Here is a 12,782-nt window from a genome sequence, read left to right as displayed (position 1 = left end):
CTACTGACTACTGACTACCAGACATCTCCAATAATTATTGTGGAACAGGCATCTTGCCTGTTCAAAACAGGTAATTCTTGCGATGACTACTGACTACTGACTGCTGACTACTGACTACTGACTAATGACTAATCATAAAATTGCTGTAATTGTGCTTGCAGGCGGTCAAAGTTCGCGGATGGGTAAGGATAAAGCTCTACTGGAAATTGAGGGCAAATCCCTATTGCAGCGGGCGTTGGAAGTGGCCGCAGTTGTAACCCCCGAAGTTTATGTTCTGACTGCTTGGCCCGATCGCTATCGATCGACCTTAACCGAAACATCCCAATTTCTGGTAGAGTACAATCCGGGCTCCGGGCCTTTGGTTGCATTGACTCAGGGATTGACAGAAATTGCCGCCGAGTGGATTTTACTGTTAGCTTGCGATTTGCCTTTGTTGGATGCCCAGATTATTCAGAATTGGGCAAGTCAGTTAACAGAATTTTCCCCATCAACTTTAGCAGTTGTGCCTTATCAAAATTCGCGCTGGGAGCCTTTGTGTGGCTTCTACCGCCAACAATCTCTGCCCAGCTTGAAAAGTTTTATTGACAAAGGGGGACGTTCCTTTCAAGTGTGGTTAAATCAAATCTCCTCAATACCTCTACCTGTAGGGGAACCAGAAGCAGTAATGTTATCCAATTGCAATACATTACAAGAGTTTGAGCAATTAAAAGGTAAAATGGTTAACGGTTGACAGTTGACTAATGACTAATGACTAATTACTAATTACTAATTACTAATTACTAATGATTAACCAATATTGGTTGCTTGATCGCAATATAACTTTCCTCAATCACGGCTCTTTTGGGGCTTGTCCCATTCCCGTACTCGAAGCGCAAACCATTTTTCGAGAACAACTGGAAAGAGAACCATTGCGCTTCCTTCTGCGGGAATTTGAACCCTTGTTGGATAATGCGAGAAATCAGTTAGCAGCATTTCTCGGTGCGGCTGAGGATGACTTGGCTTTTGTGCCGAATGCCACGACGGGAGTAAATGCTGTTTTGCGAGCGCTCTGTTTTTCTCCGGGCGACGAATTGCTAACTACAAATCAGGAATACAACGCTTGCCGCAATACACTTAATTTTGTAGCCGAGCGTACAGGCGCTAAAGTAATAGTAGCAGAAGTCCCCTTTCCAATTGAATCACCCGACCAAATTATTGAAGCAATAATTAAGTGCGTTTCACCGCAAACAAAGTTAGCTTTATTAGACCACGTTGTTAGCCAAACAGGTTTAATTTTTCCCATCAAACAGTTAGTGGGCGCGTTAGCTAACCGTGGCGTGGATGTATTGGTAGACGGAGCTCATGCGCCGGGAATGGTAGCACTGAATTTAGATGAAATTGGCGCGGCTTACTATACGGGAAATTGCCATAAATGGCTGTGTGCGCCCAAAGGTGCGGGCTTTTTATACGTGCGGCGCGACAAGCAAGATGCAATTCGCCCAACTACGATCAGTCACGGTGCTAACTCGCCGCGCGCTGATAAATCGCGCTTTCAATTAGAATTTGACTGGATGGGGACAGTCGATCCTAGCCCCTATTTGTGCGTACCTGTAGCTATTGATTTTATGGGTTCTTTGTTGAGCGGCGGCTGGCCGGAATTGAGGGCAAAGAATCATGCTTTAGCATTGGCGGGGAGAAAAATATTGGCGGACAAATTAGATTTGCCGCTGCCTTGTCCTGATGAAATGGTGGGTTCGATGGCTGTTGTGCCTCTGGCAGACGGCCAGTCTGATGAGGTTGCAAAGGGAGGAATTCCACCTTTGCAAGAGGCGCTGTGGGAGATTTTTAAAATAGAAGTTCCGGTGATTCCTTGGCCGAATGCTAGTAAGCAGTTGGTGAGAATTTCGGCTCAGTTATACAATACTTTGCCGCAGTATCAATATTTAGCTAAGGCGCTGGTTGAGCTGACGAGAATTTGAGCTGGAGCTTCCCCAAAAGAAACATCACACCCAGCTACAAACAGTTATAAGTTTGTAGTTAGGGTGTCGGTTCTCATAGTTTGGGAGAAGACAGACTATTCCTCCTTACTATAAACGTAGTAAGGGTTATATAAATAAGCAAAATAAGAGGAAAAATCCTGCAATTAATCACCTTTATTCCTATTTAATTTTGCTACTTTTTACCTCACAAAAAATACTCAAAAAAAATTGCTCTAAAACCCCATCGCCCTCAACTTCGCCCATCCACCCAAACCGAATAAAATTTTTAAATAACCCGGAAAAATTCCTAAGTTAAAACAGGCTGGTCAAAGCGGATAGCGCACAACTTCCGCGCAACAGAATATAATGTATCCACACTTGCATTTTTGCAAACAAAACAAAGGAAATGAAAAGAGGCGAATACCATGTCCAATGCCATGATGGTAATTTACCCCTATCGCGAACAGTACACCTGGGTTTTTGACGACGAGCGAGTCGGACTTGTCCGAGAACCATTTGTTCAGGGCGTCCCCGAAATGATTAACGCGCTTGTCGCAGACATTCCCAATGCCGCTCAAGGTTTCCGACTTTTATTTTCAGCCAATCCATTTCCCGGATATCAAGCAGAAATGCTGTGGTTGAAAGCAGAATACGGCGGTAACTGGTATCGGTGGGAATCGAAAAATCTCGAAGGCTGGCTGTGTCCGGCTATGTTCAAATACTTTCCCGAAGCACCGCCCAAGTTTTACTGCAAAGCTGAAAAACTGCAATAACCAACAGCAAGTCAATGAAAAACTTGTCAATTTTTAAAAGAAACTTTGTTGAACGAGTCGATAAAACATCTCGAAAAAAGCCTAAATTCTTCCTATATATAGTGGGGCTATTTTTCTTGGTTTTCACAGCCGCCATCTCGGCCACAATGGGGGCAATTACTGCCCTGTTAGCTCCCGTGGAACCGCCAATTATCAATAGAGTATTAGAGGCGACTGGCTTTGACTATCTATCCTCCAACCGCTCTGGATACCGCCTATCGCGGCCCGTTAATATCTTGATATTGGGAATTGACCGCGTGCCGGAAGCTGCAGCCAATGGCCCTAAGATATTTAACGGTCGCAGCGATACAATACTCTTATTACACCTCGATCCTAGAGATAAATCTATTAGTTTGCTTTCAGTTCCACGAGATACTAAAGTCGAAGTTCCCGGAATTAGCTTCAGCAAAATTAGCGAAGCCAATGCTAGAGGAGGAGCAGCTTTGGCGACGCGATTGGTTAGCAGTATGCTGAACAATACGAAAATTGAACGATACGTGCGAGTCAGCAGCAGTGCGTTTCGGGAATTAGTGGATTTGTTAGGCGGAGTAGAGGTATTTGTACCTCGACCAATGTCCTATACAGATACCGCTCAAAAGTTAAAAATAAACTTAGCTAAGGGATGGCAAACTCTCAACGGAGAACAAGCAGAACAATTTGCTAGATTTCGCAACGACGGTTTAGGAGATATCGGCCGCATTCAGCGGCAGCAATCTTTAATTCAAGCTATTCGCGATCGCCTCGCAAGTCCATCAGTATTGGTGCGCTTGCCACAAATTGTGCGATTGATGCAAAAATATGTGGATACAAACCTAAATTATGAGGAAATATTGACGCTGGCAAATTTCGGTTTGCAATTGGATCGAGAGAATTTTAAAATGGTAATGTTGCCGGGAAGTTCTAGTTCAGAACAAGCCGATTTGAGGAGTTATTGGATTGTAGATGCGATGGGGCTCGATCGCATTATGACACAATATTTAAACCCGGGCGTGCCGGATTTTGCACAAGGACGATTTCGCAACCCAACCGAGTCCGTTTTGCCCAAAAACCTCAAAATAGCTGTCCAAAATGCTTCTAACAAAGCGACAACCGCAAAAAATGTTGCTGACTTTCTCACAAAAAAGGGCTTTTTTAATGTATCTGTAGTGCAGGATTCGCCGGAGAAGCAGCGTCAAAGTCAAATTATTGTTCAGCAAGGAGATTTAGAGGCAGCGAATTTACTGCGAAAAGAGCTAGGCGGCGGTAAAATTGAAGCCTCTTCTACCGGTGAAATCAATTCTGACTTGACGCTTCGCGTCGGCGAAGATTGGGTAAAGCGATTTTAATTAGTCATTAGTCATTAGTCAGCAGTTAAGCGTCAACAGGTAACAGTCAACAGTCAACTATGCCCAATTCCCCATTCCCCTCATCATGAAAAGTGTTTTCCGAATTGTTCTGAGCCTGGTTTTAAGTTTAGTGTTGGCTTGTGCGTGGGTGCTGCTGAGTGCTACTCCGGCATTTGCCCTGCCGAAAACAAGTATTAATTACACAAATATTAATTTGTCCGATCGCGATTTTTCAAACTCGGATTTAGCGGGGGGAACATTTGTCGCTGCTGAAATGCGGGGAACAAATTTTCAAGGTGCTGATTTAACTAATGCAATTTTGACTAAGGGAGTTTTGCTGAATGCCAACTTGTCAGGTGCTAACCTCTCCGGTGCTTTGGCGGATAGAGTTACATTCGACGGCGCTAATTTGACAAATGCTAATTTTTCCGAGGCAATTATGACTCGAACTCGGTTTTTTGATGCTGCAATTTCCGGGGCTGATTTTACTGACGCGATTATCGACGCTTATCAAGTGAGTATCCTGTGCGAGAAAGCAGATGGTGTCAATCCCGTGACGGGAGTGTCTACCCGAGACAGTTTGGGATGTCCGTAGAAATTCACACTAAAAAAATCCCTGGCTAATTATTTGATTAGATGCACTTGTAGGGAAGTGAAATACACAAATTAAAGCCCCTCTCCTGCAAGGCGAGGGGTTTGAGGAAATTTCCAAGTATTGGCTCTATCGAGCGCTACAAATGTCTGTGCTGGCAGTACCAACTACCAAATCGGAATTCAGAAGCAAATCTAAATCGGTGTCAGGATTAACAGCATACAAATCGACTTTATCTCGACCCAAAAATACTCCGATCAAAGTCCCAATTCCCGCACCGCCGAGCACCTCTTCAGTCGCGATCGCCCGATCGCCCGTAACACCTGCGATCGCCGCCGCTGCTGCTGCACCCAACGCCGTATTCTTAACCAGATTACCAACATTAACGCCCTTGGTAACAGTTTCTTTCCTAGTAATCACTTGCGAAGTGGCATTGAGAGGCACTCTGCTGCCGTTGATGATACTTAATTCTTGAGCCACAAACTGAACGCCCGAAGCAGTCGATCGCAATTCGCCACTAATTTTCGAGCCTTCCGGTATCAGCACTTGGCCATTATTGCCCGTGATATCCGAAGCAACAGTCAGCGTAATCGGAGACTTGTCATTGGGGCCGAGCAAAATCTTGCCTTTTGCATATTCGATTGGGATAGTCACCCCCCTAGGAATTTGCACAGCAACAGATTCGCTAACATCAATCTTAGCAATGTAAGGAGAATTAATTGCTCTTGCTTGATTGGTACTCACTAATGTTTGATAGATAAAAGCAGCTACTTCAGCTCGCGTTGCTGACTTGTTGGGTTTGAGAGATTTAGGACTGGGATAGCTGACAACCAACTGTTTTTCAGTAGCAGCAGCCACGCTTTTGACAGCATAACTTTGAATCTCACCCGCATCATTATAGTAGCTGAGAACATCTTGAAAATCGCACTTAGGCTCATAGCCCATGCCGTTATTTAAAGCGACTACAACTTGAACGCGAGGAATCTGCTGTGTCGGCCTGAAAACATTGCCGGGATAGCCAGACATCCATCCCATTTCGTAAGCTTCGGCGATCGCCCCGCTTGCCCAAAAATTAGACGGAACATCGGCAAACCTTACAGCAGCGCGGGTTTTTGCCTTTTTCACAGAACGGATCATTGCCGCGAATTCAGCCCGCGTTACCGGTGCATCCGGGCGAAAACTACCATCGGGAAATCCTTTGATAATTCCTCTTTCTGACAAATCTTGAATAAAGTCTTTTGCCCAGTAGTTATTATTAACATCCGAAAAAGCTGTCTGAGCAAAAGAAGGCGCGGGAGCTAGCATCGGCGCTGCGGTTCCGGCAACTGTTCCCAGTGTTAATAAAACAGATGTACTGGCTTTGATGCGATGTAATACAGACATTTTTTGATTCTCCAATTTACACAATTTTTTTATTGAGGAGAACTAAGCTTTTAAGAGGCGGATTTATTCTGCCCAAACTTGCTCTTTCCCTCAGTTATGTAATCATTATTGAATTGTTTTATTTTTCGTGCGGGGAAGATACGGTCTTTTAAAATAAATATTTTTATTCTTAGTGTGGGATTTTAAAATGCTTAAATTCCTTAAAATCCTTATGTTGCTTATCTCCCTTATCTACCTTGTGTCTGCAATTAACAGGATTTAGGGACAAAGCCGAAAGGCGTTTGATATTAGTTAACTATATTAACTAAAAGTGAATATAATTGACTCGATCGAGAAATACCTGTTTGTTGCTTATGAGTAGCTTGACGTTTGCCTCTGCCCATCAGCTAGCGCGAATGATTCGCGATCGCGAAGTCTCTGCCGTCGAAGTTCTCGACGCTTACCTTACTCAAATCGCCAAACACAACTCGCAATTAAACGCCATTTGTACGCTGGATGAAGACAATGCCCGTACTAGAGCAAAACTTGCGGATGAAGCCCTAACCAGAGGAGAAAACTGGGGTGCTTTGCATGGGGTTCCCATCACGATTAAAGACATTTTTGAAACAGCCGGACTCCGCACCACAGCAGGCTATATTCCCCTCAAAGATTATGTGCCTCAACAGGATGCAACTGCTGTTGCGAGATTGCGGGCAGCAGGTGCTGTCATCATGGGAAAAACCAACATGGCGGAACTAGCAGCCGATTATCAAAGCACAAATTCTCTGTTTCCACGGGTGAATAATCCTTGGCATCTTGACTACACACCAGGTGGCAGTTCTGGAGGAAGTGCCGCGGCTGTCGCCGCCGGACTTTCACCGTTAGATTTGGGCAACGATTTCGGGGGTTCGGTGCGTCAACCCGCTCATTTCTGCGGCATATATGGTTTAAAGCCGACAGATCGCCGTATTTCTACAGCAGGGCAGATTCCTGAAGTGCCGGGAATGCCACTGTCTATTCGGCAAATGATGACAGTGGGGTGTTTTGCTCGATCAATCGAAGATATCCGGCTTTGTTTTTCGTTAATTGCAGGCGCGGATCTGCGACGCCCCGATGTCCCGCCGATGCCGCTCGATCGACCCTCTGGCAAGCCTTTGCAGCATCTCAAAATCGCTTGGACGGCTGAATGGGCCGAAGTTCCGGTTGCTTCGGAAATTCGAGCAGCTATGGAGTCGATCGTCCAGACACTCTCTCACGCAGGTGTCCAAACCGAACGCTGGCTTCCCAAAGACTTTGACCTTTCCAAAATATTGAATCTCTATGGGCGGATGTCAATGTACCTTACTATCTATGCTCAACCGCAGGATAGATATAACGTGCGTCGTAGTTTAGAGTTAATCTTCCGCACCGCAACCCAAGGCGACAAGGAACTCCGAAAATTGGGAGATTTCAGCAGATTCCTACCTGAGATATTGAATCCAAGTTTGAAAGGATATTTCGAGGCACTCACACAGCGCGATCGCTTCACTGCCCATATAGATGAGGCATTAGAACCGTGGGATGTATGGCTTTATCCAGTTGCGGCAACCACTGCGTTTACTCACCGTCCCGCTTGGAGTGCCGTTGACATTGATGGCAGATCCTATCCTTATGCAGTGGCCAACGGGGCTTACACCATGCCTTCTAATCTTAGTGGACATCCTGCGGTGGTAATTCCTATTGGACAAACTCAAAATGGTTTACCGATTGGAATGCAAATTGTTGGTAAGCGGTGGTGCGAAATGGAGTTGTTGGCGATCGCGACTGAGATTGACAAAGTGGTTGGTAGCTTGCAACACCCACCTGGTTACTGAGCATTTTCTCAAGTTTCACTTGATGGTCAATGTTTACTCTTGTGGTAGCGTGCGTCAGGTTTGAGATTTTTAATTGGCACGGAAAGTATTAATTTAACCCACAGTTTTTTGCGGGGGTGCGTCAGTTGTTAGATTATTAGTTGGTAATCAAAATAATCCTAGCTGACGCACCCTAATTGATTGTTACTGATGTGTAATGACTACCTTGTATCTGCCATTAACAGGATTTACGGACAAAGCGGTTTGAGAAGAACTGTCTCTGTTTTTTTAAGTTGAGTTTACCTAGAGAGAGCGATCGCACCCAACATTTTGAGCAAGTTCGTATTTTTATCTCTTAAATGTTGGGAATCGGTAAGTGAAAACAATCCTTTGTACTTCTACGGCGGCACTTGGAAAACCAGCAAGAAAAAATAGCAATTACCAGCTTCTTCTTCTGTTCTCTTCCTTCGCGTCCTACCCTACGGGAACGGCTTCGCCGAAGGCGTCTTCGCGGTTCGATCGCCCTTTTTCAGCTTTCCCCCACAGTTTTAACGACGGCGCGGGGCCGGAAGCCTCGCGCTATTGCCATTTTGCGGTTGCGGTTTTTCTTGCAGCTTCATTGTCAAACTAACCCGCTTTAACTTCTCATTCACCTCCAAAACCCGCACTTTCACAACTTGTCCGACTTTAACAATCTGTTTGGGGTCATCTACAAAGCGATCGGCTAATTGAGAAACGTGAACCAAACCATCTTGGTGCACTCCCACATCAACAAAGGCTCCAAAGTTAGCTACATTCGTGATTATGCCTTCTAATTCCATCCCAACTTGCAAGTCGGAGATTTCTTTGATTCCTGCTTGGAAAGTGGCATATTTAAACTCGGCGCGCGGGTCTCTTCCCGGTTTTTCTAGTTCGGAAATAATGTCTCGAAGTGTTGGTTCACCCACTTTTTCAGTGACATATTTCTTGATATTTACAGTCTTGATTTTTTCCGATATTTGTGTTATTCCTGTCAGCGGCAAGTCTAAATCCTTGGCGATCGCTTGCACGACAGGATAACTTTCGGGATGAACTGCTGTATTGTCCAGGGGGTTTTCGCCGCCGCGAATGCGGAGAAACCCGGCTGCTTGTTCAAAAGCTTTTGGCCCGAGTTTGGGAACTTTCAGAAGTTGACGGCGATTTTTAAATGCGCCGTTTTCGTTGCGGTAATTGACGATATTTTTGGCAACTGTTGCCGTCATTCCTGACACAAATGTCAGCAGTTCTTTGGAAGCTGTGTTTAAATCAACTCCCACATAATTAACGCAGCTTTCGACTGTTTCGTCGAGTTTCTTTTTGAGCAATTTTTGGTCAACGTCGTGCTGGTATTGACCGACTCCTATTGATTTCGGGTCGATTTTCACGAGTTCGGCGAGGGGGTCTTGCAAGCGCCGTCCGATGCTGACTGCACCGCGGACGGTGATGTCGAGGTCTGGAAATTCGGCGATCGCCACTTCGCTTGCTGAATAAATCGATGCACCGGATTCATTCACCATGACTTTAATCGGTTTCCTGTCCATTTCTGCCAAAACTTCCGAAACAAATTCGTCTGTTTCACGGGAAGCTGTACCGTTGCCGATCGCGATTAATTCAATTTTATACTTTTCAATTAAATGCTTGACAATTTTACCAGCTTGCTGTCTCTGGGCGGCCGATTGGTGGGGGAAAATTGCTTGATATTCTAAAAATTGTCCGGTTTCATCGAGGGCGGAAACTTTGCACCCCGTGCGAAATCCCGGATCGATCGCCAATGTGGGTTTCATTCCCGCTGGGGCCGACAGCAGCAACTCGCGGAGGTTGGTTTCAAAAGTGGCAATGGACTCGATATCAGCGACGGCTTTGTTGTGCGATCGTACTTCTGTAATTAACGAAGTCCTCATCAGTCGGTTGAAGGCATCCTTCAAAGTCGATCGATAAAACTCTTTAACTTCCGGTATCCTAGTTCTAATTTCCTGAGCTTCCAAATAAGCCATCACTGCGGATTCATCAAAAGCCAGTTCCAAATCTAAAACCCCTTCCGTTTCCCCCCGAAACAGCGCTAACATATTGTGCGATTGAACGCTTCTCGCTGCAACTTGGTAATTGCGGTACATTTCAAATTTAGTGCTTCCTTCAGGGAAATCATCTTTAATTTTCGAGACAAAAACTCCTGTTTTCATCAAAAACTCTCGCAAATAAGCCCGCAATTCGGCTTTTTCCGAAACCGCTTCCGCCAAAATATCTGCAGCACCTTTGAGAGCTTCTTCTGCTGTTTTCACTCCCTTTTCTTCCGAAATATATTTAGATGCTTCCGCCTCAAAATCTGCTAGTTTAGCCGTCGGTAAATTCAGACCTTTGATAAAATTCGCCAGCGGTTCCAAGCCTTTTTCCCTAGCAATTGTGGCTCGCGTCCGCCGCTTGGGTTTGTAAGGCAGATAAAGGTCTTCGAGTTCGTTCTTTTGCAAACACGATTCGATTTTAGCTTGCAGTTCTTCCGTGAGTTTCCCCTGAGAGCTAATCGTCTCTAAAATCGATTTTTTGCGCTCTTCAATTTCCGTCAGATACGTGAAGCGATCGGAGATGTCCCGCAACTGAATTTCATTCAGCAAATCCGTGCGTTCTTTGCGGTAGCGGGCAATAAACGGAATAGTTGCTCCCTCGGCGAAAAGTTCCAGAGCATTATTGACTTGAGACAGATTAATGGAAAGTTCTTGAGCAATCAGTTGAGGAATGTCGATCATAGTGCAGAATTTCAGCTCAGTCGATTTGAGATTTGAGAGGTAAGATTTACTTCACCAAATAGAGGAAGAAAAGTTTGAAATAAACGTTTTACAGGGTGTTGGCGCTCGTCCTGCAAGTATTAAAATGATGTTAGCATAAATGCAGTCATTTCTCAATATTATATGTTGCCTTTTAAATATCTTGTGCCGCAAACCGATCCGCCGCGATCGCCCAGAGAAACGCTGCCGACAATGTATGATTTACCCAGCGAAGACCCGGAGGAACCTGGTTTGCGGGACGAATTTCACGATTTGCAGCCGCAGTTGTTGAGTCTGACGTTTCGACCTCGGAATTATCCAGCTTCTGAGATATTTAGCGGCACCGACATGAACCTTTATTATGACGTGAATCACACTCTGTGGCACAAGCGACCGGATTGGTTTGCAGTTGTGGGAGTTCCCCGACTTTACGATCGCTCCGAACTGCGGATGAGTTACGTTACTTGGCAGGAAGGGGTGAATCCTTTTGTAATTGTATAACTGGTTTCGCCGGGAACAGAAAAAGAAGATTTAGGCGACAATACCGAGGAGGAAAAGTTGCCACCTCAGTCGGGAAACACTGCGGGTAACGGGCAAGTTTTGGAGCCGGAGACGAAGGAGGAACCGCCGAGAAAATGGGAGGTTTACGAGCAACTTTTGCGGGTTCCTATTTATGCCGTTTTCAGTCGCTATACTAACAAATTGCGAGTGTTTGAATTGAAGGGCGGACACTATCAAGAATTAGAATTGCCAGAGTCGCGAGTGTGGATTGCTGATCTAAGTTTGGGCTTGGGTTTGTGGCAAGGAGAGTTTCAGGGAATCGATCGACTTTGGTTGCGCTGGTATGATATTGATGGCAATTGGATTCTGACTGAAGCGGAACAGCAGCGTCAGCGGGCCGAGTCAGCAGAAGCTCAATTGCAATCTTTAATTCGGCGGCTGCGGGAATCTGGCATCGATCCCGATCGATTTTTAAACAGTTAGAGAAGACTGAAGTCCTGACTAAAAACGGGTTCGCAGTCAGGACTTTTGTTTTTTTACTTCACAAGAAGACTGAAAGCCTCACTATACACAGGCTTTAACATTTGATCAAAACTTGATTTGTTGTGGCTTGTTTGTTTGTTGCTGGTACTCTTTGCGGTTAAGTCATCCGCGTAGGGAGAGTGATGCAAATGAGCTTTACCGACAGAACCGAAAAGTTGCAGTTTGTCAGAAATGACCCATCGCATGGCATTGATAGATTTTTCCATTATTTCCAACAAATCCGGATTTGCCTCAGAAATGCTACTTTTTAACACGTCCATATAAGCTTCGCGAACTTCTGTATTCACATTAAATTTCGATACTCCGAATTCAATACATTGATGAATCATTGATTCCGGCAAACCGCTAGCACCGTGCATCACTAACGGCACTGAAACAGCAGCCCTGATTTTTACCAGACGCGGAAAATCTAGTTTTGGTTCGCTTAAATATTTGCCGTGAACGTTACCAATTGTTACGGCTAAAAAATCCACCTTAGTTTCTTTGATAAACTCTACTGCTGCTACGGGATCGGTCATCCTTGCGGCTTTCTCATCGATTGTCAAACCGTCTTCCCTGCCACTAATTCTGCCGATTTCTGCTTCCACTGCCGCACCGTTAGCGTGGGCTAATTTAGTCATTTCCCGGCTAAATATTAAGTTTTGTTCGTATGGCAAAAAAGAACCGTCTGCCATAATTGATTTAATGCCCGCAGCTAGGCCCAGGTGAATGTCTTTTTCTGAGGTGCTGTGATCTAAGTGTACTGCGATCGGCACTAAAGATTTGCGGGCGGCTTTGATGCACAGCGCGACTAAAGGCGATTGTCCGTATTGGAGGGCGCTGGGGTGAAGTTGCAGTATAGCAGGGCTGTGCAGCGCTTCGGCCGCATTGATGACGGCTTTTACTCCTTCGAGGTTGTAGACGTTAAAAGCGCCGATCGCATAACCATTTCTCAAAGCCGTGTTCAGCAATTCGCTAGTTGAGGCGAGCATATAGTACCTACTTTAAAAACTTTTGTGAATGTCGATCATTCTATGTCGATCATTCTATCAAAGATCTATGGCAAACTCAGCTTAATTTGTGTTTATTTTAATTGCGAAT

11 protein-coding genes are annotated in these 12,782 nt (G+C 45.1%); 8 read left to right on the top strand and 3 right to left on the bottom strand.

Features of this window, described 5'->3' with window-relative positions:
• Window positions 1–124: 124 nt before the first annotated feature.
• From QUA77_RS18660 to QUA77_RS18640, 5 genes are all read left to right on the top strand, one after another.
• Window positions 125–730: a molybdenum cofactor guanylyltransferase gene (locus QUA77_RS18660; RefSeq protein ID WP_333451712.1), complete on the top strand. Its 606-nt coding sequence runs from the start codon at window positions 125–127 to the stop codon at window positions 728–730.
• Between the two features lie 52 nt (window positions 731–782).
• A complete protein-coding gene (locus tag QUA77_RS18655; RefSeq protein WP_333451711.1) occupies window positions 783–1,958 on the top strand; it encodes an aminotransferase class V-fold PLP-dependent enzyme in 1,176 nt (391 codons plus the stop codon).
• A gap of 425 nt (window positions 1,959–2,383) precedes the next feature.
• Window positions 2,384–2,731, top strand: coding sequence for a DUF6717 family protein (locus QUA77_RS18650; RefSeq protein WP_015175132.1), 348 nt, complete (start codon window positions 2,384–2,386; stop codon window positions 2,729–2,731).
• Window positions 2,732–2,877: 146 nt separating this feature from the next.
• Window positions 2,878–4,095, top strand: coding sequence for an LCP family protein (locus QUA77_RS18645; protein WP_333451709.1), 1,218 nt, complete (start codon window positions 2,878–2,880; stop codon window positions 4,093–4,095).
• A gap of 85 nt (window positions 4,096–4,180) precedes the next feature.
• On the top strand, window positions 4,181–4,690 hold the full coding sequence (locus tag QUA77_RS18640) for a pentapeptide repeat-containing protein (RefSeq protein ID WP_333036435.1): 510 nt from the start codon (window positions 4,181–4,183) through the stop codon (window positions 4,688–4,690).
• A 126-nt stretch (window positions 4,691–4,816) separates the two neighbouring features.
• Here the strand turns inward: QUA77_RS18640 and QUA77_RS18635 are convergent, their stop codons facing one another.
• The gene (locus tag QUA77_RS18635; RefSeq protein ID WP_333451707.1) at window positions 4,817–6,070 is read right to left on the bottom strand and encodes an S-layer homology domain-containing protein; all 1,254 of its coding nucleotides are present in this window, start codon (window positions 6,068–6,070) and stop codon (window positions 4,817–4,819) included.
• A 353-nt stretch (window positions 6,071–6,423) separates the two neighbouring features.
• Between QUA77_RS18635 and QUA77_RS18630 the strand changes: the two genes are divergently transcribed.
• Window positions 6,424–7,902 (top strand): amidase, encoded by a 1,479-nt coding sequence (locus QUA77_RS18630; RefSeq protein WP_333036438.1) that lies wholly within the window; start codon window positions 6,424–6,426, stop codon window positions 7,900–7,902.
• A gap of 527 nt (window positions 7,903–8,429) precedes the next feature.
• On the opposite strand, the gene QUA77_RS18625 is transcribed toward QUA77_RS18630, so the two are convergent.
• A complete protein-coding gene (locus tag QUA77_RS18625; RefSeq protein WP_333451705.1) occupies window positions 8,430–10,640 on the bottom strand; it encodes a Tex family protein in 2,211 nt (736 codons plus the stop codon).
• Window positions 10,641–10,802: 162 nt separating this feature from the next.
• Here QUA77_RS18625 and QUA77_RS29380 point away from each other — a divergent pair, with 162 nt between their 5' ends.
• On the top strand, window positions 10,803–11,159 hold the full coding sequence (locus QUA77_RS29380; protein ID WP_445302089.1) for a hypothetical protein: 357 nt from the start codon (window positions 10,803–10,805) through the stop codon (window positions 11,157–11,159).
• Window positions 11,160–11,216: 57 nt separating this feature from the next.
• Window positions 11,217–11,642, top strand: a complete 426-nt coding sequence (locus QUA77_RS29375; protein WP_445302088.1) for a Uma2 family endonuclease — start codon at window positions 11,217–11,219, stop codon at window positions 11,640–11,642.
• Window positions 11,643–11,695: 53 nt separating this feature from the next.
• Here the strand turns inward: QUA77_RS29375 and QUA77_RS18615 are convergent, their stop codons facing one another.
• The gene (locus QUA77_RS18615; RefSeq protein WP_333451703.1) at window positions 11,696–12,673 is read right to left on the bottom strand and encodes a class II fructose-bisphosphate aldolase; all 978 of its coding nucleotides are present in this window, start codon (window positions 12,671–12,673) and stop codon (window positions 11,696–11,698) included.
• Window positions 12,674–12,782: the final 109 nt, after the last annotated feature.

Origin of the sequence: Microcoleus sp. K5-D4, assembly GCF_036704575.1 — a bacterium.
Lineage (GTDB): Bacteria > Cyanobacteriota > Cyanobacteriia > Cyanobacteriales > Microcoleaceae > Microcoleus.
The sequence above is the reverse complement of the archived record's forward strand: the minus strand, read 5'-3'. Positions and strand labels throughout refer to the sequence as shown.

Excerpts from the sequence above, each read along its gene's own strand:
- QUA77_RS18660 (WP_333451712.1), top strand. The coding sequence starts at position 125 with ATGACTAATCATAAAATTGCTGTAATTGTGCTTGCAGGCGGTCAAAGT.
- QUA77_RS18655 (WP_333451711.1), top strand. The coding sequence starts at position 783 with ATGATTAACCAATATTGGTTGCTTGATCGCAATATAACTTTCCTCAAT.
- QUA77_RS18650 (WP_015175132.1), top strand. The coding sequence starts at position 2,384 with ATGTCCAATGCCATGATGGTAATTTACCCCTATCGCGAACAGTACACC.
- QUA77_RS18645 (WP_333451709.1), top strand. The coding sequence starts at position 2,878 with ATGGGGGCAATTACTGCCCTGTTAGCTCCCGTGGAACCGCCAATTATC.
- QUA77_RS18640 (WP_333036435.1), top strand. The coding sequence starts at position 4,181 with ATGAAAAGTGTTTTCCGAATTGTTCTGAGCCTGGTTTTAAGTTTAGTG.
- QUA77_RS18635 (WP_333451707.1), bottom strand. The coding sequence starts at position 6,070 with ATGTCTGTATTACATCGCATCAAAGCCAGTACATCTGTTTTATTAACA.
- QUA77_RS18630 (WP_333036438.1), top strand. The coding sequence starts at position 6,424 with ATGAGTAGCTTGACGTTTGCCTCTGCCCATCAGCTAGCGCGAATGATT.
- QUA77_RS18625 (WP_333451705.1), bottom strand. The coding sequence starts at position 10,640 with ATGATCGACATTCCTCAACTGATTGCTCAAGAACTTTCCATTAATCTG.
- QUA77_RS29380 (WP_445302089.1), top strand. The coding sequence starts at position 10,803 with ATGTTGCCTTTTAAATATCTTGTGCCGCAAACCGATCCGCCGCGATCG.
- QUA77_RS18615 (WP_333451703.1), bottom strand. The coding sequence starts at position 12,673 with ATGCTCGCCTCAACTAGCGAATTGCTGAACACGGCTTTGAGAAATGGT.